We start from the raw sequence: 18575 nt of genomic DNA, 5'->3' as shown, positions 1-18575 counted from the left end.
AGCATGTCTTTCAGCTTTGACACATACCAGGGAGCTACGGAAATAGGTCTCGCGTCGCTGGGTTGCTTCTCAACGGATGGCAAGCCACATTGCCCCAAATTCAATAAAAGCTGCTCCAACAAGTGCGCTTCAAAGTGCATGCTCAAAGCAATGACAGACTTCCCAGAAGCCAAGACCGAGATCCTGCTAGCCGGCGTCGTTATTGCGTCTACTTTTGCATCAGATATGACTGAGGTTCACTTGGCTTTGTCCGGCTTCGAGCGGGCAATCCAGGCTACCTGCATCTGATCCCCCCCCCTGCATCACCAATCACATGCCTGCGTAATGCACAGTACAACGATTTGAAACGGCACAGTCTTCCACTTACGCGTTATGGATTCGATTGACGTTCTCTGTCACGTACGTATAATCAATAAAGGCGGCCCTTTGTGGTCGCTACCAGAGGTAATGTTTCATGATCCACGAGTACTCCCCAATCGAAATCGGCCTGGACGCCCTTGGTGTGGAACCTGGTCAGAACCCCAGCACAGTGTTTGGGGTGGATGATCTAAGCCAAGCGGACCAGATCCGAAATGTAGGTGAGCGGATCGAGCACGCGATGAGTGCCTACCCTGAGATCAAGACTGAGATCTTGGCCGCCGGCATCAATGTCCTCCTCGATGTGTCCAGTTCGCTGGCGCTGTTCAGGAGTGTCGCTCTCCCTCTCCTGGACCGATCAGTGGATACCGTGGCTGCGTAGGTTTGATAAATCAACGAGCCCTTTATGGCAGTAGAAAAGATTGATGCCCTGGAGCAGGAGACTGCTTCAGGGCCTGAGCAAGACACCGACATCGAGTTACTCCCCCCCTCAGAGCCCTCCGGCCCCCCCTCGACCTTCGAAAAGCTGTGCGGGACCTACATCTCGAACATGGACCGCTCACCCCAGTTTGTGAATCGACTGGCCTTCGAGATGAACCGCGATGAGCGCGTTCGCAAAATCTGCAGAGTCAAGCTCCGTCAAAACAAGTGCGAACTCACCGACTTTGATGAGGTCTTGCAAAGAACGCTGGAAGTGTTCTTTGGTTCCATGCTGGCGAAGATTGAAGATCAGGATGCCGTTTATGCGGTGGTCTACGCTGTGGCACACAACGTCAGTCGAGAAGTACTGAGGGATCGCCAGAAGCTGTTGATCAATCACCGCTCCATTGAGGACATGCAGGAGAAGGGTGAGGAGCTTGAACAAGTCGGGCTAGCCGACCAGGTAGAAGTAGACCACGATCGAGATATCGATACAGAAGCTGCCACCATCAAAATGGCCGCAGCACTAAAACGGGTGATCAACGGAGAACAAACAGTGGCCAGTTCCGGCATCTACGCCATGGATCAAGATCCAATGGTGCGCCTTGTACAACCTCAGCCTTCGGACGACCTAGAACACGAGATGGACACTTCATCGCGAACCAAACCAGCTGAAGCTGGTGCAAAGCGTCCCCGCGGTGGAAGCCGGGCCGAGCTTTCGGTTGATCAGCAAGAACTGGTGAAGATCGGCTCTGACCTGGGCCTGCGCAATCAAGACTATGCCTTTGCCCTGGGCATTGGTCTCCCTCGACTCTCCTCGTACATCTATGGCCGTACAGCGTCGGTGCCAATGGAAGTAATGGAAAAGGCTCGTGGTCTTCTAGCGGAGGAGCCACATCGGAGGGAACGCCTTAAGCGCTTCGACCGAGACATGAGCGTTATCCTGGCTGATTGGATGACTCGCCTCGCCATTGATGTCGAGAAAGACGAAGACATGGCCACTATACTTGGGGTGACCAAAATGACGATCTACCGGTGGCGTAACAACGAAACCAAACCAGATGCAACGGCTCTGGCTCGCTATGAGCAATGGATCGACGACTACGAGCATCGCATCAAGAAAGCAGTCGAGCAGCGGCTTCAAGCAGAGCGCTCATAAGGTTGAACCCGCATTTATGCGGGTTTTTTTGGGGCGTAAAAAACCGGCTGTAGCAGCCGGTTTTGTGAAGAGCTCAATTAGCTTTTCCAGGATTCGACGACGTCACCACCATACTGAGTTTTCCACTCTTTCAGCTGCCGGTGATTGCCACCTTTGGTCTCGATAGTCTCACCGGTATGCGGGTTTTTGTAGACCTTAACTTCGCGTGGCTTACGCTGCTGCCGATCACCTTCCGATCGTGCGTTGATCTTCCGCAGACTCGAAGCCGGATCGAGGATAGCGATGATTTTTCCCAAATTCGCATCGTACTCTTGCATCAGGCTTTTGAGCTTATTCTCGAACTCAATTTCACGTTGCAGCCCAGAATCATTTTTCAGCGCCTCCAGAGCAGAAAGTTGCTCTTGCAGCGCCTTCTCTGCAGCACGAAATTCAGCCAACTTGCTCATGTTTAACCCTCATTAATGTACAATTCAACAAACAAGCATCGATAACTAATTTGCAAAAATACTATACCTCAGGTGCTGCACGCTTTCTACTGACTCGACGGAAATCCCATGATTTGCAACGCTGATGAATATGCAAAAACCGGTCGCCACCACCACATTGCAACACTGATAGCTGGTCGTACGTTCGAAGGCGTTTACTTGGTTGCAGAACCACCCAAGACTGCATGCATAGAGGGGGACACGTGGTTGAGCTTCACTGCATCCGACCTCACCGGCAGCATCGATTGCATCGTGGACCCAGCAAAGGCAGGCTGGGTAGAGGGTGACCGCTTTTCGAGCTTTAGGGTTTTACTGAGAGGTCAGGTAACCCACTTCCAAGGCCAGCGGCAGGCGCGCATCAGCGAGCTACACCAAGTGATAATGCAGTGGTAAAAAAAAACCTTCTGGAGGGTATCCAGAAGGTCTTTTTTACACCAAGGCCCGAATGCAGGCCTTACTCAATGCAACACGGGTGATGCTCGCCATCTCCAGTACCTGATAAGCGGCTGCAGCCCTCCCCTCCCCCAGTGCCACGGTAGCCAGTGTCAACAGAGCATCTGCTGGCACGAGCGCAAACTCAGCGGAACTGGAATCTTCGAAATCAAGGGTAATTTCCTCATCATCCGCTACCCGATCGCCGGAGCACAGCCCGTCAAAGGCATGAGGGGCCTCGGATAGGATGAGGTCGAAGAACTCAACATAGGCGCTCAACTCGCTGGTAGAACCAGCTGAGAACGTGCGGCCATTGTTGAGGGAATTTTGAACGGTGTGAATCACATACTCGACAGCCTCTACTTCGCTGAGGAGGTCCTGGCCAGCCGACAACAGCGAATCCAGTACAGATGCCCCAGTGGCAACATCTGTCAGCCCTGTGACATCCAGGTCACCACCCAAATCGCTGTAGCGACACTGGGCGAGTACCTTGATCTGGGCTTCATAGGACGAATCGGCTTGGACCTCCCCCGCGAACGGGTCCCCGTTGGGGAACAGTCCGGAAATCAGCAGGGAGCGAGTTTGCGCTTGATTATGTTGTGGGTACGAAATCATGTGAGTCTCCTGAAAGAGTGTGCTGTTGAGGCTTCTCGCCTAACTGCCTTGCTTCAGGGGATGTGTCACATGCATGTGTAAGATGAAATCATGAACCAATAACCAAGAAATACTCAACTAGTGCAAATCAATTCTATCAGAGTACAGATTCGTGATGTGGTTTCCTGGAATCGCTTTTTTTGGGCCATTTGACACTATCGGCGCAGGATTCCAACTCTTGAATCATTAATGACCATGCTTGTTCAAGACGTTACAATTTGACTTTCTACCTACGGATAGATGGCTCAAATTTCACTGAGACTTTTTATGAAAGCCCTGGCAAATATTTTCAAGAATCCCGCAGCCTTACCCACGATTTCTTCGGTGGTTATGGAGCTACTAGAGATGTCTAGGGACCCCTCAGTGCCGTTGTCCAGCATTGTGAAATCAGTGAGCATTGACCAGGCTCTCGCCGCAAAGGTACTACGAACGGCCAACTCTGCATATTTCGGACGCAGCGGAACTGTTTCCCGTCTCGAAGATGCGATATCTACAATTGGCATACACAATTTCCGTACCACCATTATCACGACAGGTCTATTGAAAGCGCTGCCGGACGCACCAGGCATTGATATGCCGACCTACTGGAAGATGGGTTTGCATACCGCGTTCATGGCATCTGCCCTGGCAGAGAGCATAGGTACTGAACGGGATATCGCTTTCACTACTGGTTTGATGCAAGGCATTGGCGCGCTTCTCATTCACCTGGTAATGCCCGATGAAGCCTGCACTGTTGTTCAATCCGTTGATGCATTCGACCTTGCCGGCCGGCGTGCTGTCGAGCAGGCGCAGCTTGGATTTGACAATGCTGAGGTTGGTGCAGAGCTGCTGAAGCGCTGGAAATTCCCTACCCCAATTCAAAAAGCGCTGCTCACGTATTCCAATAGATCCCCCCTACCCGATATCCTTGGCCAATTGCTATCAGTATCCTCGACCTACGCATATGGCGTGGTTATGGGGTTGGATAGATCATCACTCGCAGACAGGGTTGACCCAGAGATAGCAAAATCTCTCGGCCTCTCTCATGATTTGTTGGATAGCTGCCGACAACGTGTGTCTGAATCAGTGCTGATGATCGGTTAAGAGAGAAGGATTTTTAGTGAACCCAGGGCTCCGCCTATATCAGGCCATAATCGATAGATCTGAACTGCTATCGCTCCCTTTCCAAGAGGCTAGCAAAGCCTGTGGTTTCACCGCAGACACGCTGGCCAGTTGTTTTGGGGATGAGTCAAAAGCCAAACCGCGTGCCCTCCACGACGTACTGGATCGAAAACGAATCGACCTGATCGCTGCATTTCTTCATTGCTCGGGGTTCCGAGTTCTGCAGATGGCGGACGTTTTTCGCTGGTCGGACTACTGCCTGATCCAGCAGTCCGCGATGTTTAATGCAAAAGCCGTGAGCAAAAGCCATGAGACCGCTGCCTATTTCGAGGATGTCACGAAGGCAGACGTCGCCTCATCCCCAATTTTCATCCTGGATGAACTGATCGCAGCTACTTGGTCAGAAGACCTGAAAGAAGCGGCAGAAAAAATCCAGGTCCCGTTTGAGACGCTTAATTCCTGGCGCACGGGGCGCCCAAAGCCGTCGCTCCGAGATCTTACTGTTATCAGGGCCGTAGCGAAGCGTATTGATCTCGGGACCCCACTGATCATGATGTCGTTGGGAGTACTAGCGAAATCTGATTTCCTGTTGGATGGATGCTCCGTCGATATTGAAGACGAACTGAACAAAGCCCTCGATATAGACATTCTATAGTTATTGCTGCTTTTTTATTCCAAAAGTAGATATAACACGTATTGATAACGCAAGACCCTATTGCTAGTATCCGCTAGGTTACGAACGGTATTTTACTGAGCCAAGGGTTCTTCCTTATGCATTTCGATGCCCAGTCTGCATCAGCCAAGCTCACTAGTTTGCGAATCCCAGTACCCGCCATCGATGTGCTCGGTGAGGTCTACAAAACAGAGGGTGATGACCTCAGCGATGCGATCGAACGGGCGCAAGCGGGCGACAACTCAGCCCTGCACTATCTTCGTGGAGTCTTCTTCACGATTCTGCCTGGATGTGCTGAGCGCATCCTCCAAGCCAACCTCCCTCAGCCTTCACTGCCTGTGCTGATCGGCATCGGGAAAGCTCAGGGTCCACAGTTCTCTCAACAGCTCAAGCATTGGTCTGAGGGTGGATACGCAGACTCTGATGTTGGTAGGTCTCTGTGCGAGACCTACCGAAACGCTCACTCGCAGTTCTCCTCATCGCAGGAGCCAGAGGTGCTGATCGAAGCAACTGACATTGAGGCTGCCGAGGAGCCAGTCACCTTTGACAGTGCCTGCGAGCCTGCAGGCGAAAAGACCTTTGTCAGTCGGCATGTCTATGGCGGAAAGGTCGCAGTGTGCTTCCAATCCGATACGACCAGGGGGGGTGAACACACGATTAGAATCGAAGCTGCGGAGATAACTGCATCCAAAAAATTTAACTGGTCTGACAAGATCAGCATTCAGCTTTCTGGACGCGAGCTGCCCAGCGTGTTGGCGACCTTCATGCAGATGCAGGGCAAGTTCGATGGGAAAGGGCATGGTGCGCAAAACGAAAAGTGGTTCACTATCGAGAATCAGCCCGGGAAGGTTTTTCTCTCGGTGAATACGAAAGGTAGGCCACCTCGATCGTTGCCTATCGGCCCGGGCGACTGCTTTGGCGTGGTGACTCTACTCATTGAGCAGATGCTGAAGAACTCCCCTTTCCTCTCCGCAGATACCCTACTGAACATAGTCCAGCGTACCGCGCAGATAACCCCGCAGCCGTCCTCGGACGTCCACAGATAGCTTTAGATCTTCGCACTACCCAGCAAGAATTGCAGGAGTGTTTCCGAGCTTGGGGTCTCAGGGAAACGCTCCTGGAACTGGATCGCTACCAAGCAATTGATCACCATGGTGTTCAAACCCTTCGACCGGTATTGCGAGTAGGCCAGATCATCTTTGCGTAGCTCGGTCTCATATTTCTCCGCGAGCTCTTTCTTCTGCTCATCCGACAACACCATGAACTGGGCGCGGATTGCTTCACGCTGAGCAGCACCCCACTGTTCCAACAGATCTGCCATTTGGTTCGACGGTGCTGCTTTTGGCGCTTGCGAAGGCGCTGGTGCAGGCTTTGCCTTATCACCTGATTTTGAGGCGGCCGGCTTTTTGCCTTTGCCTGTCTCCGCGGCTTTCTGTTGAGTTGGCGCCTTGGCGTAGTTGTTGGCTACCGCGGCCTTGAAATATGCCGCTGGACTTGCAACGTTAGCCCCCTCTTTACGCATCTGTGCCTCGGTGTAGTCAGCTTGCGCTAGCAGATACTCTTCGTCATGGGTCATGCCAAGCTCAGCGATATCCTTTTGACTCAAGGACAGAGCTTTAAGGCGCTTTGACACATCCTGGCTAACCAGCTCTGGTGATGGTCCAAGGTCTAAGCCAGGCTGAATCAGGGTCTCCAGCTTGAACCAAAGCTTGTCCATCTTCCGGTTTAGCTTGGTGACGTGCGGCGTGATGCGAAATCTCCGTTCAATGCTGTTGACCTGGTCGATTGCGCGACCCAGCATTTTGTTGAAGTCGCGAAACTCGGCATGTGGTGTAGCAGATCCAGACAGCACAACGCTCCACTCGGACCAATGTGCACGGTAGGTCTCCCCCATGGGTGAACCGAGGTAGCGAGATGTGATCTCGTGGAGAGTGAGCGCAGAAAAACTGGAGAAATGGTACTGCATCCGCAAGTCGATCAGGTTGAAGATCGCGGGGTCCAGTAGTCGGCGTTTCAGATCAGGCGGGAACGAAAAGCGGAGGGTCTGCCCATCTTCCAAGATGTAGGCTTCAGCGATCAGGTTTGCGATGCCCCATTCGCTCTTCCGCCCAGGGCTTTCACCCTTGTAGTCAAATTCAACCTGCGTCTGAGACATGCTCACGAGTACCTTTTTGAGGTAATCACGGCTGTTCGAGGTGGTGTGCCCAATGTTGTCCTCGACCTGCTTGATCGGGATCTCGTGAACCATCTCCTCCCTCGGCCGCTGCTGAGCGAATTGAAGGAGGGTGTTATAGAGCTTTCGCTGAAGGAATGTGAAGTCACTGGCGGCAGAGACGTTTCGCATCGAAAGGGCTTCGGTGGCCTTTTTCAGCTCGACGGCTTTGGATGGTTCAACATCACGAACGACTTGGAGCTTGGGTGCTCTCTTGCGTTTTGCTGGACTAGTATCCGTTGTTGCTCCGGCTGTACGCTTTTGTCGCGTAGCTCGCGGTGTGGGGGTTTCTGAGTCCATGTGAATTGTGCCATCGGTGACTGTGGTGGCACATTACTCGAACGTATGACACCTGGTCAACGAAAATACGGTTCCAACGTCAGTGCCCAATTGTGCCATCCCTAGGGACTGCTTTTGCCCTTCGCTTTTGACTCAAAAAAAGCGATAGCAAAAAACCTACAACAGCTTGTTTCTGTTTTCACTGCTTTTTTAAAGCTTTGTTAGTGAATCCCTCGAACCCTTGAAATACAAGGGCTCTAGCCATTTTTGTGTGCCATCTCCAGGGGGAACAGTGCCATCCTCCGAGACTAATGTGCCGGCGGTAGATGGCTCCGGTGCCATTCTTAGAAACATGTGCCACCTTTAGACCCGTACTGTGCCATCGCTAGGCGATCTCGTGAATTGTGCCACTGGTAGGCATGTGGCTTCCTAGCGATGGCACAATTGGATCTAGCCCAGTAAATACGGGCCCTCCAGCCATTACTGATGATCGATATCGCATCAGCACCTTCACTAACGATGGCACTCTTCATCACGATTCGTGGCACGCGAACCCCAGCGATCTGCCGAAATTGCTTTAGCAATGCTCTAACAATGGCACATTACGTTTCTTTAGGCTTATCAGACACCTACAGAACCCCTCCTGCCCCTGACGATGGCACAATTGATGATTCAAGGGGGGGGCGACTCCCCCTTCACACCCCCTAGTACTGGCTTGACACGACGCATAATGACTCAACCTCTTTGAACTAGTTGAACGGAGCTCGCGATCGGCATCGTTGATATAGTTTTCACTGTGAAAAGTGGCATAAGACTGATGGGGAGGTACTCGAAGCGTGGCACATTTGGCTGGGTGGCACTGCCCCTACCTCATCTAGAGATGGCACATTTCGGTCATGATCCCCATCTTGCCCACTAGCAATGGCACATTTGGGAAAATTCGAGCTGTCGCGCCTCTAGAGATGGCACATTTCGCTGTTTCGCCCGGTGATCCGCCAGTCAGGTCCAGGGAGGCTCACGCCTACGAAGGTCTCCACCTCTAGCCATGGCACATTTGGCGGCGTCAGGTTTTCACGTGAAAACATTGCTGGCGGGGCCCAGCAATCCCCCTCGATCAAGAGGCCTGGGTCGCTGAAGTCATGGCAGCGAAAATGCGGTGCGATCGAGTCGACCAGGCTACGAAACAAGATGTCAGGCTGCATCCGCGGTGCCTGGCCGTACCTGTCCATCATCGATACGTCGCAGTCATCATCGATTCCTGCCGGCGAGATGGCTACGCCTGATGTAACGAGCATGGGCGATAACGACGGAATAGGCCGCCATTGCCAGAGTACCCGTGGCCTTATCGGGAAGAGCCGTGTTGCCGGCCTAATTGGCGGGAATAATGTAGCTGCTCGGCCTGGCAAGGCCTCCTAAAAGGCAGTCGCACTGAGCGAGCCCGCCCGCAGCTAAAGCCCGTGGCGGTAACCAGGTGCGCAGATCACGCTCTCTCTATGGGTATGGGCAGCATGGCCCAGGTCTTGATCGGTTGCAGTCTTGACTGACCTAAAGCCCCGATTTTTTTGTGTTGGCTGGCCTCGCCCAGGCATGCTTGCCTGCTTCGACGTCGCTTGCTGCCCGGGGAAATGAACAGGCAAAAAAAACCCCGCTAAGCGGGGTCTGGGGTTATCAGAATTGGAACCGAGGATCACCTGTATCCACTTGACCATCCTGAGACGGGGTTCCTTGCGTTGTAGCGTCAGCTGCTGGCGATGGCTGGCTTACAGGCCGTACCTTTGTTGTAACCGAAAGGCTGATGAATGGTGCTCCACCGTCCACGCCCTCTTTGCGCCAGCCTGCGATACGCATTTCGTGGTTGAAACCGAAGCTACCCGCATAGTCCGGGCCTTTATCCTTCTTGTCAGCTTCCTTGAACAGGCTGGCATTGATCCCGCCTACTGACAGTGAGTAGAACTTCTCGTTCGAGCCATTCTTCTGCTTGAGCCAGACCGCTACCTCAAGCTTCAGCTTCTGATTGCGCTCCTTGTTCAGCGGGAACTCCATATAGCCAATCATCACGGGTGCTGCATCAGATGTGCGGTTCTTGTTCTCGAAGATGGTGCCGGAGCCTTCGCTCAATACCACTGCAATAGACATGCGTTTCTCCTGATCGGTTGGGGGCGTATGCGCCATAGCTTGCACTGCTGTTATGCAGCACATGGCTTTATATTCGACGCATAACACGTAAACGTACTCATGCTGAATCTGATGGTAACAGATTGATGTGGGTGCCCATGCCTTTGATCTACTAATCAAAGAGGTCGCTATGCTAGGCCAAGCACATGCACTGGCTATGTTGGGGGCTACGGCGAGAACGTTTTGGCGGTTCCTCTATGCACTGCACCAATGGTCCTCGATGAACCGGGCGCCAGAATTTTCACTGTGAAATGGATAATTTTTGAGCTCGTTTCATCCCAACGTTTCACAGTGAAATCACCACGTGAGTTGATGGACGGCCGGATGCCGGAGCCGAACCTGGAGACCGTGGGACTGCGTAGCAGCGCGCAGATAGACTTAGAGACCGCCTAGCGCGAATGCCTGACATTCGCCAGCTTTACAAGTGCATCGGCATGGTCCAGGAGCACCCGATCATCGTCGGCACTGGCCAGGTTGTGGCCGACCAAATGCAGGTCTGGCCGACGAATAAGCCGCTGATGGCTACAACATCGCGCCCACGCTCCTGTCCCATGGAATCGATGACTTCGTCGGGTGCGCCGCCGGAGCCGCTTCCGCGAGGAATAAGAAGGCAACACGGCGCGAGAACCTTGGCCTAAACAAATGCCGAATAGTTGCTTCGCCTGACCTGCCCGGGGAGTCGTCACATGCGCAGACCCGGATTCTCACCGAACCCACCGCGGAAGCGCTGTAACCCAGTGATCCGGCCGGCGACTCGCGCTTATTCCGCTGTTGCCTGGGGTAGTACGCCACGGGGGCCCTGGCGGTGGACACCGCGCAGCAGGGCACTGCTCAATGGAATGGACCATCGACTTGTGTGCCCTGTTGTTTTTCGCATTTCCTTTAACCGCTGGGAATGTTGATGAGCAGTTCGCGGTAACCGCGATATGGGGTGCTACCCCCGAGGGTTTTCACTGTGAAAAGGTCGGAAAGCCGCCAGTGGCGCCAATTACACACGGGCTGATTAAGCCTGGCAGTTCGATTCCTGTTTACGTACCGAGCTGCGTTTTGAACCCAGGCTCATCGAGGTGAAGGTTTTCACAGTGAAATAGAGAAACCGGACCCTGTCCGTACATGGGGGCGTGGCATTTTCACCGTGAAAAGCTCGACGCTAGGTTGAAGCCAAGCACGCTGCCGCGGATCACTCATTCCCATTAACGGACGGAGATCCTGGTCGGTTCCTAGTTGAACCTTTTGCCTTTTGGCCTCGTCAGCGTGAAGGGGTGCCTTTTCACAGTGAAAGCGGATGACACACCGTTCCGGCAGTGGGTGATGTGATCATCAAAGATGTAACGCGCATCCTATTATCTGTGGGCACTACCCAAGACCAGCCAAGTCATTTCACCGTGAAAAGGGAGGCGGAAATCTATGGGTATTCACAACAAGCACATTCCTGACACTGGTTATTGGTCTCGGCCTTGGCTGCCCCGCATAGCCTGGATCTTCTAGACAATGGCCGGTGCAGCACCTGTCTTGGTAAGGAGTCCCCATGTCGAAATGCCCGAGCGCACTTTCACCGTGAAAAGTTGCCATGATCGGTGCTTGGAAAAAATCGACCTTTCATTGTGCTGATGCAACTTGCCGGCGGCGCCGGTGATGTCAGTATCCCAGGAGCAGAACGAGACTTCTGAGCACGGCTCAGAGAAGGAAGAGATCAGTTGGAAGCCGATTACCTTTTCACTGTGAAACGACCCGTTCTTAGCTCCAGGGCCACGGCAATCGGCGGGAGCGCGTCGTGCTGTGAAATGGTGTGGCTAGGGAAAGAAGGGCTGATTGAGCGTTTCACAGTGAAAAGCATGACCCTGTGATTTATGCAGCATAAGGGCTATGCAGTGCGCAGTGAGCAGTGAGCAGTGAGCAGTGAGTAGTGTGAGGTGTGCACTGCATAGTGCACAGTGCGCAGCGTGCAATGAGCGCGGATAGAGAGCACTGGTGCCTGGTAGTCATGGGGAATGCGGCTTGTTTTCACAGTGAAACGCCGGAGGCAGGACGGAAAATTTTCACTGTGAAAAATAGGCAAGAGAACAAGAAGTGATGTGAACCAGGACGGAGCCTTTCACAGTGAAACTGAGAAAAACCCAACAATATCAGTGGATTAATAAGGGAAAGGCGAGGGCAGCCTTGCCGCCGGAGGGACCGGCGGCGGAAGGGACATTAACTACGCGTTTTGAGCATCTCCTCGATGTATGCGAGGACCTCTGCAGGATCAATGCCTTTGGGAGGGGTGAGAATCAACTTGCGCCCATCAATACGAGCGTCTAGCTGGGTACGCTCTTTGTAGTCGATCTGCCGCGGTGGGATTGGAGCTTGAGGTGACGTCTTGCGCCGAACCTCACCCTTGGCCCAGTTTATTGCACTGTCCTGGGAAGCACCTTCTTTAATTCGATTTGCTGCGGCCAGAACTGTCTCAATATGACCCTTGTCAGCCAATGCAACCATTTCGGAGACAACCCTGTTACCAATCAGGTCAGGATCTTCTTCCAGCAATGAAATGACACCCTCAGGCAGCTTGAAATAAGCAAGGCAGCGGCTGATCGTGGCCATGCTTCGACCGACACGGCGTGACAACTCCGCCTGGGACTGTACTACCTTGTCATCGAGAAGCTTCTTGTAACTTGCACCACGCTCGAATTCAGTTAGGTCTTCCCGGGCGTCGTTGTCCGTAACCGACAAGATCGCCGCTTCAGCATCCGACAGATTCCGGATGAGCGCGTAGATGTAGTCTTTGCGGAGCAGCTCATGAGCTAGGAACCGGCGCTCACCAGCAATGAGCTCGTATGTACCGTCAGCAAGAGGGCGAACGATAATCGCGTTGTTGAGGCCTTTATCTTCAATCGTGTTCGCGAGAAGGCCGAGTTTCTCGGGGTCAAATTTGCGGCGTGGCTGATACTTCCCGCGGCGTATGAGCGTCAATAGCAAGAACTTTGCCTCGCCTGGCAAGCGCTCGCCGCTCAAGAAAATGTCATCCAAGCCCGGCTGGTGCACGTGATCAGCATCAGCAACAGGAGCTCGTTCCAGCGGTTCCGCTGAGATGTCCCTTTCTTCATCAAGGTGCAGAGAACTGAGCACCTCACTCATCGGCCGGAGGTTAGCTTCCGGAATGACCTTCGGAACATGTACGCCTTGGATGGTAGCCGAGCCCTCAGCCGGCGCGATCACAGTAGGCTTGCCGATAGGGCTAGAACTCCTCATTTACCCTTCTCCAGGACTGTTTTGATGCGGCCAACCATTTCCTCGAACACATTGCGGAACGCGACCAAAGAATTCTCACCACCTTGTTTCCAGAGAGAAAGAGGTACGCCGTCTTCTAGGCTTTTCGAGTAGTCCTCGGAGTGGAAGAGCGGTTGTTCCGTAACCTTCCCTGGGAACAAACTGGACAAGCGAGCGAGGTTCGCTTGTAGGCGGGGGCGGTTGCGCATGTACATGGTGGGAACTGCAACGATCTCTGGAGCCCGACCGAAATCGGTGCTCATTTCATTGATCTTGTGCGCCAGTCGAGAGAGCGCACGGAAGGAGAATTTGTCCATACGGATTGGGCACAGCAGGAAATCAGCTGCGGCCAGGCTGTTCCGGGATAGCATGGTTCCAGAAGGTGCGTTATCCATGATGATCACATCATAGCTTGATAAGTCGCAGTGAGGGAGCTGACCTTTGCGAGCTCGTTCGATGAACAGTGAATACCGGAAGTCGGCACCCTGGGCGTTACGGAGCACAACGTCCATATCGTCCAAGGAATCGTAAGCTGGGATGAGGTGGGGGCCGTGCTCCCCAAATGGTTTTTTGATCACCTGGTCCAGGGTCATTTCTGGGAAGTTTCCGAGACGTATCAGGTTCCCGAGGTGGCCCTCTACTGCTCTGTCAGCAGGAAGGCCAAGCTCTACAAGCTCCTCGGTAGTCTGGTCAGGGTCATAGCCCAGCATGCTGGACACGTCGGCTTGAGGATCGTTGTCAATGATCAGGGTCTTGAAACCTGCCAAAGCGAACTCGATGCCGATATTGCAAGTGGTGGTAGTTTTCGCGGTCCCACCTTTTTGGACGTAAGTCGAGCAGGTGATTGGTCTCGAAAATCCTTTAGTGTTCCCATTTGCACGACGAATCGACGCAATCAGGAACATGTCAGCTAGCGTGTAGCTCCTGACCTCTACGGATCCGCGTGCGACACGTGCGATGTTGAGGTCGTGTTCCTTCTCGATGGCTTTGAGTGTCTGCGTGCTGATCATCAAGCGTTCAGCCACAAATTGTGGGGTGAAGGTTAGCTGAGTGAAATCAGTGAAGATGTACTGATCGAGTGGCGCAGCAGCTGAAGTCATGTGGTTTACCGAGGTCAGGTAGGTAGGATGACCGCATTTTCATACGAATCCATACGGTCAGACAAGAAAAAACGCATTTCTACCTGATAGAGATAGACCACTTACTGAAATCTGTCATCTGGTAGTGTCTGGGTTCAAACGCTGTCAACCAGATGATTTTGGGTAATTAACTGATTTAGCGACAAAAATATCGAGGGTAGGGCGCTCAGATGTCCGTAACGGAGAGGGCTCTATGCTGAGGACGTACACTGCAGGTATGAGAGTTGTTGGTCGCAAATGGTCGGACGATGCTTCATCCCTCACAGCAGCCGGGCCATCAGCGAAGGGTGGCCTTGGCTGCCACCGTCACTGATTCAACAACACTGAGGCCTGGAGAGATTTACCGGTGTAGTCGAGGGGTGCTTAGGGTTTGAACGACACCCGCATGCAAAGCGTCGTCCTCCGTATGCAGGTAACGACTGGTGGTTTCGATTTTGCTGTGACCAGCCAGAGCCTTGATCATCACCAGGTCACCAGTAGCTTTGGCAAGGTGACTGAAGCACGAGTGGCGGAGCCAGTGCGTTGAGGCCTCCTCAAGTCGATCGGCCAAATCGAACTGGCTGCGCTCTATTGCCAGGGCTGCAGCACGATGCATGATCTCTTTGACTGCTTTCAAAATGGTGTCGTTATGCGCGCGTTTGAGCTTTGAGTTCGAGGCGAGGAGGAGGGGGGTTGTGTCCTTCACTGGCACCTCACGTGACAACCCGAACGCGTGGCGATACTGCAACAAGTCCTCATAGAGGTCTTCGGATATCGGCACATCTCTAACCTTGTTTCGTTTGCCCAGCACCTCCAACCACAGAGTACCGCTTGCAGATCGCCGGATTTTGCCCATGGTAGCGCCGGTCGCTTCGAACGTTCGCACGCCGGTCATGTAGAACAAGCTCAACATGAAATGGTCGCGAGCTCGTTTGAGTGGGCTTTTTGTAGCTGCGATAGCCTCAAATGCCAAGCCTATGGCTGCCTCGGGAAGCAGCCGTTTGATCGTCAAGTCGACGTCGACTTGGGGCTTGGCCACGAGCGACACTGGGTTCGCTTTAAGGCGTCCACCCTGGATCATCCACTTGTACATGCTGCCGATCTGGATCAGGGCGTACTGCTGCGACGCTTTGCTAAGTGGTCCAGCGAACGGTCTCCAGTCTGGATGAGAGCGCTTGTGCTTTGTATGAGATACCCAAACCTCAGCCGGCTGTGGGTCAGCCATAAAGCCGATGTACTGGGTGATGTCCATCACAGTTATTTGGGAGAGCTGTTTACCCAGGGTGTGCAATGCCCAGAGGATGAACCGCTCCACTTCCTTCCGCATAACCCGTTTAGTCTTAGGGTTCGTTCCTTTGGCATGGAGCCACATCCAAGCTGCTTCGATGTCGTTATCTGCCTGGATCACATCGACCTGGTCAATGACGTCGACAGGCTCGCGATCAAGCAGCGCAACTTCTGACTTGGCCTGGAGGTACGGAATTCTGTGTATGGCTGGAGTGTTCGTGTTCATCGTAAGTCTCGCGTTTTGCCGTTGTAGACAAGCCAGTCGTCAATCTCATCGGGCTCGAACCATCGCTGCGAGCCTGATGGTGCTTCGCACTGGTACTCTTCCTGTACGCCTCCAGCCGAATCGACACCTTCCCGTGTTGCAACCACTACCAGAATGGACCCGAACGTCGCAAAGTTGTCGATCTCGCTGTCGACGACCAACTCGGCACCGCGGGATAGGTAGCGCCTCCAGCGATAGCCGTCTGTGGCGACCCCTGCGAACTCTTCGTCATCTTCGTCGTCATCATGATTCCAAGTGAAGGGCTTATCATCAGCTGCAGAGCTTGCGACCGCTACTGGCACCTCGATCGGTGCCTCTTGTACCTGAGTGAACTTGCGTTGCCGTTTGGCTGGTGGCGCCAGCACCATGCGAGCTGCTTTCACCGCAGCCTGTTCGTTTGGGCTCAGCGTTGGTAAAGCCCGGGCCAGGTCGTCCCATTTGAAGTCCCTGTCCTCGTCGGCAGCGATGCGGCTCATGTGCTCTGGACGAATTGACCAACGGCATGCCACATCAGCCATGCGCCAACCCTTATGTAGGATCAGTTGCTTGAAGTCATCTCGGGACAGCTTCCCAGGGCGCAAGAGCAGCAGCCCACGAGAAATCTTTGCATTTTTGGCTTGATCCACAGCGCAAGTCTTTTGTTGTGAAAGCCCTGATTTTAGGGGCATTAACGATGAAATCAAGTAGTTGGATGAGCCAGGTTGGTTGCGCCCGTTGAATCCTGAGATGAGCCCAGAAGATGGATTTTTTACGTGCTCCTGTGTGAAATCTGGCGATGTTAGCCCCTGCGAATTGATCAGAATCGACGTAGGAGCGTCTTCGGGGTCCGTACATCCCAGTGGTCGCCGCGGCTTATGAGCAAGGTACCGTGGGGCTCTGTCCTCGGAAGTAATACTGAGGACGTTTCCGGAACTGATTCCTGGACCGTTGCGTTCATCCTCCAAGTTCACGAATTACTTCCCGCCGTTGGCAGCCATGCCTCAGACGTCTGGATCACCGCCGGCGCACAGACTGCTCAACAAGACGGTTTTGCCTGGGCGTTTGACCCAGGAGCATCAGTGAGGCTTTGCCCATACAGCAGGTTTTCTGCAGCTGATCGGGCAATGATCGGGTTGCGGCCGCTCTGTGCTAGGGTTTGAAAGTGTCCATGGTTCGTTTCAGCTATGGTGCCCCGCAGATCCGGTGCTGCCTTGCTTTAGCATTTTTGGCCGTGGCTTCGCATTTATGGCTGACGTTGATACTTGATCTCCAGCGCAAGCAAATTTGTCAGAACCCCCTTGTTCATAGGGGTTAACGAGTAATCAAAAACGCCTCTTTGAAAAGCCAGCTACTGATAGCGATGCGCTTTTGGAGGGGCGTTTTTTCTTGCTTGAAAAAACTCGTGATAATCGGAGATATTCACGAATTTCCCAATTTCTTAATAAGAATCGTATGATAATCAATAAGTAATTGATTTTAACCCGGCGTCGCACTATGCTGCGATTTCCTCTGCAGCACGCTGTGCGCCGGCGCGTTGCGCTACAAATGATGCCGCCGTGGCCGGGGTTATCCCGCCACACCCATCACAGATTAAGGATTCGCCATGACGACCGCCGACGGAGTTCAACCTGACAAGCGCCTGGGCACACGTGAGCTGGTCCACCGTTATGCGAAAGAGTTGCTCGATGCTGGGCGTGAGGTTCGCCAGGCAGATATCCGTGAGTGCATCTTCATCCACCACGACCTCAAGGCCTCGCCGAACCTGGTCAACGAGGAGATCAAGAAATTCTGGAGCGAAATTGGCCCCGTGCTGAGTGCCAGATTGCGCAGACCTGGCATTCCTGACGCCGTGTGCGAAAAGCTCGATGAGATCTGGGATGTAGCCCTGAGCGCAGCCACCAGCTCTCACGAGGTTGAGCGCAAGGCGTTTGAGGCCGCCACTGCTGCAGCTGAAGCGACAGCCAAGGAATCGCGGGAGAATGAACTGACTGCTGTGTCAGCCCTTGAGGCTCAGCGCCGAGAGCTGGCCGGCCTCATCGCAGACAAGGAGCGCCTTACCGATCAGCTTGAACAGTCGAGTGCTGATATTCGGCAGCTTCGAGCTGAGCTAGCAGATCTGAACAAGAAACTAACTGCCTCAACCCAGGCCCATGGCGAGGAGATCAAGCGCCTGCAGGACGTGCACAACGGCGTCATTGAGCGTGCCCAGGACATGCATCGTGGGGAACTTGAGCGCCTACAGAAGCAGGTTCAAGCAGCAAACGATGCGACTGAATCCGCACGTGTGAAGGCCGAGTCTGCACGGATTGCCGCAGAGGAGCATCTTGAGAGAACCGAAAATCACCTGATGATGGAGACCGCCAGGGTTCGGGATGAGGAGAGAGGCAAAACAGAGAAGGTCAGCAAGGAGCTGCAGCATGCGTTGACGCTCGCTGATCAATTAAGAGTACAGCGCTCCAAGGCCAATGACGATGCTGCAGAGACCCGCGGTCGGTTGGAGGTTACCCAGCAGAACTTGAGCGCCCTAGAGGCACAGAACAAGGAGCTGCGTGAGCTGAACAGCACCCTGCAGGCTGCGCTGCTAGAAGGCTTTAGAGGTGGTAAGGCAGGAGCGACTGGCGAGGGTAAATAGTTTGCTGAATTGACATTTTGTCAATTTGTCAAGTACTTGTTGAATTTTTCTGATGAAGGGTGTTACCGTATTAATGCACCTCCCTGGTGCGCCCATTC

At 53.5% G+C, this 18575-nt stretch carries 14 protein-coding genes; 6 read left to right on the top strand and 8 right to left on the bottom strand.

The window, feature by feature from the left end; genetic code table 11:
- Positions 1-454 precede the first annotated feature (454 nt).
- Together APH35_RS09290 and APH35_RS09285 are read left to right on the top strand one after the other, a co-directional pair.
- The gene (locus APH35_RS09290; RefSeq protein WP_060514633.1) at positions 455-739 is read left to right on the top strand and encodes a hypothetical protein; all 285 of its coding nucleotides are present in this window, start codon (positions 455-457) and stop codon (positions 737-739) included.
- Positions 740-763: 24 nt separating this feature from the next.
- The gene (locus APH35_RS09285; protein ID WP_060514632.1) at positions 764-1936 is read left to right on the top strand and encodes a hypothetical protein; all 1173 of its coding nucleotides are present in this window, start codon (positions 764-766) and stop codon (positions 1934-1936) included.
- Between the two features lie 77 nt (positions 1937-2013).
- On the opposite strand, the gene APH35_RS09280 is transcribed toward APH35_RS09285, so the two are convergent.
- Both APH35_RS09280 and APH35_RS09270 read right to left on the bottom strand, forming a co-directional pair.
- The gene (locus APH35_RS09280) at positions 2014-2382 is read right to left on the bottom strand and encodes a histone-like nucleoid-structuring protein, MvaT/MvaU family (protein ID WP_060514631.1); all 369 of its coding nucleotides are present in this window, start codon (positions 2380-2382) and stop codon (positions 2014-2016) included.
- 468 nt (positions 2383-2850) lie between these two features.
- Positions 2851-3468 carry a hypothetical protein gene (locus APH35_RS09270; RefSeq protein ID WP_060514629.1) on the bottom strand — a complete coding sequence of 206 codons (618 nt, stop codon included), beginning with the start codon at positions 3466-3468 and terminating at the stop codon, positions 2851-2853.
- Between the two features lie 306 nt (positions 3469-3774).
- On the opposite strand from APH35_RS09270, the gene APH35_RS09265 reads away from it, so the two are divergent.
- From APH35_RS09265 to APH35_RS09255, 3 genes are all read left to right on the top strand, one after another.
- A complete protein-coding gene (locus APH35_RS09265) occupies positions 3775-4590 on the top strand; it encodes an HDOD domain-containing protein (RefSeq protein ID WP_060514628.1) in 816 nt (271 codons plus the stop codon).
- A gap of 16 nt (positions 4591-4606) precedes the next feature.
- Positions 4607-5263, top strand: a complete 657-nt coding sequence (locus APH35_RS09260) for a hypothetical protein (RefSeq protein WP_060514627.1) — start codon at positions 4607-4609, stop codon at positions 5261-5263.
- Between the two features lie 116 nt (positions 5264-5379).
- A complete protein-coding gene (locus tag APH35_RS09255; RefSeq protein WP_060514626.1) occupies positions 5380-6327 on the top strand; it encodes a hypothetical protein in 948 nt (315 codons plus the stop codon).
- 2 nt (positions 6328-6329) lie between these two features.
- Here APH35_RS09255 and APH35_RS09250 read toward each other — a convergent pair whose 3' ends face one another.
- The 6 genes from APH35_RS09250 to APH35_RS28985 all read right to left on the bottom strand — a co-directional run bounded on the left by APH35_RS09250 (position 6330) and on the right by APH35_RS28985 (position 16492).
- Entirely contained in the window at positions 6330-7793 is a 1464-nt protein-coding gene (locus APH35_RS09250; protein ID WP_177335359.1) for a RepB family plasmid replication initiator protein, read from the bottom strand.
- A 1647-nt stretch (positions 7794-9440) separates the two neighbouring features.
- Positions 9441-9908, bottom strand: coding sequence for a hypothetical protein (locus tag APH35_RS09240; protein WP_060514623.1), 468 nt, complete (start codon positions 9906-9908; stop codon positions 9441-9443).
- Positions 9909-12140: 2232 nt separating this feature from the next.
- Positions 12141-13178: a ParB/RepB/Spo0J family partition protein gene (locus tag APH35_RS09230; protein WP_060514621.1), complete on the bottom strand. Its 1038-nt coding sequence runs from the start codon at positions 13176-13178 to the stop codon at positions 12141-12143.
- Positions 13175-14296, bottom strand: a complete 1122-nt coding sequence (locus tag APH35_RS09225) for a ParA family protein (protein WP_023383511.1) — start codon at positions 14294-14296, stop codon at positions 13175-13177. The genes APH35_RS09230 and APH35_RS09225 overlap by 4 nt, the downstream gene beginning before the upstream one ends.
- Before the next feature lie 379 nt (positions 14297-14675).
- Positions 14676-15827 carry a tyrosine-type recombinase/integrase gene (locus APH35_RS09220; protein WP_054893896.1) on the bottom strand — a complete coding sequence of 384 codons (1152 nt, stop codon included), beginning with the start codon at positions 15825-15827 and terminating at the stop codon, positions 14676-14678.
- Positions 15824-16492 carry a hypothetical protein gene (locus APH35_RS28985; protein ID WP_177335358.1) on the bottom strand — a complete coding sequence of 223 codons (669 nt, stop codon included), beginning with the start codon at positions 16490-16492 and terminating at the stop codon, positions 15824-15826. Before APH35_RS28985 ends, APH35_RS09220 begins: the two co-directional genes overlap by 4 nt.
- 956 nt (positions 16493-17448) lie before the next feature.
- Here APH35_RS28985 and APH35_RS09210 point away from each other — a divergent pair.
- Positions 17449-18477, top strand: coding sequence for a DNA-binding protein (locus APH35_RS09210; protein WP_060514620.1), 1029 nt, complete (start codon positions 17449-17451; stop codon positions 18475-18477).
- Positions 18478-18575: the final 98 nt, after the last annotated feature.

The organism is Pseudomonas sp. NBRC 111132, assembly GCF_001320565.1.
GTDB classification, from domain to species: Bacteria; Pseudomonadota; Gammaproteobacteria; order Pseudomonadales; family Pseudomonadaceae; genus Aquipseudomonas; species Aquipseudomonas putida_P.
This window is presented reverse-complemented; position numbering and strand designations above follow the sequence as displayed.

Coding starts and splice junctions, on each gene's coding strand:
- APH35_RS09290 (WP_060514633.1), top strand. CDS start 455: ATGATCCACGAGTACTCCCCAATCGAAATCGGCCTGGACGCCCTTGGT.
- APH35_RS09285 (WP_060514632.1), top strand. CDS start 764: ATGGCAGTAGAAAAGATTGATGCCCTGGAGCAGGAGACTGCTTCAGGG.
- APH35_RS09280 (WP_060514631.1), bottom strand. CDS start 2,382: ATGAGCAAGTTGGCTGAATTTCGTGCTGCAGAGAAGGCGCTGCAAGAG.
- APH35_RS09270 (WP_060514629.1), bottom strand. CDS start 3,468: ATGATTTCGTACCCACAACATAATCAAGCGCAAACTCGCTCCCTGCTG.
- APH35_RS09265 (WP_060514628.1), top strand. CDS start 3,775: ATGAAAGCCCTGGCAAATATTTTCAAGAATCCCGCAGCCTTACCCACG.
- APH35_RS09255 (WP_060514626.1), top strand. CDS start 5,380: ATGCATTTCGATGCCCAGTCTGCATCAGCCAAGCTCACTAGTTTGCGA.
- APH35_RS09250 (WP_177335359.1), bottom strand. CDS start 7,793: ATGGACTCAGAAACCCCCACACCGCGAGCTACGCGACAAAAGCGTACA.
- APH35_RS09240 (WP_060514623.1), bottom strand. CDS start 9,908: ATGTCTATTGCAGTGGTATTGAGCGAAGGCTCCGGCACCATCTTCGAG.
- APH35_RS09230 (WP_060514621.1), bottom strand. CDS start 13,178: ATGAGGAGTTCTAGCCCTATCGGCAAGCCTACTGTGATCGCGCCGGCT.
- APH35_RS09225 (WP_023383511.1), bottom strand. CDS start 14,296: ATGACTTCAGCTGCTGCGCCACTCGATCAGTACATCTTCACTGATTTC.
- APH35_RS09220 (WP_054893896.1), bottom strand. CDS start 15,827: ATGAACACGAACACTCCAGCCATACACAGAATTCCGTACCTCCAGGCC.
- APH35_RS09210 (WP_060514620.1), top strand. CDS start 17,449: ATGACGACCGCCGACGGAGTTCAACCTGACAAGCGCCTGGGCACACGT.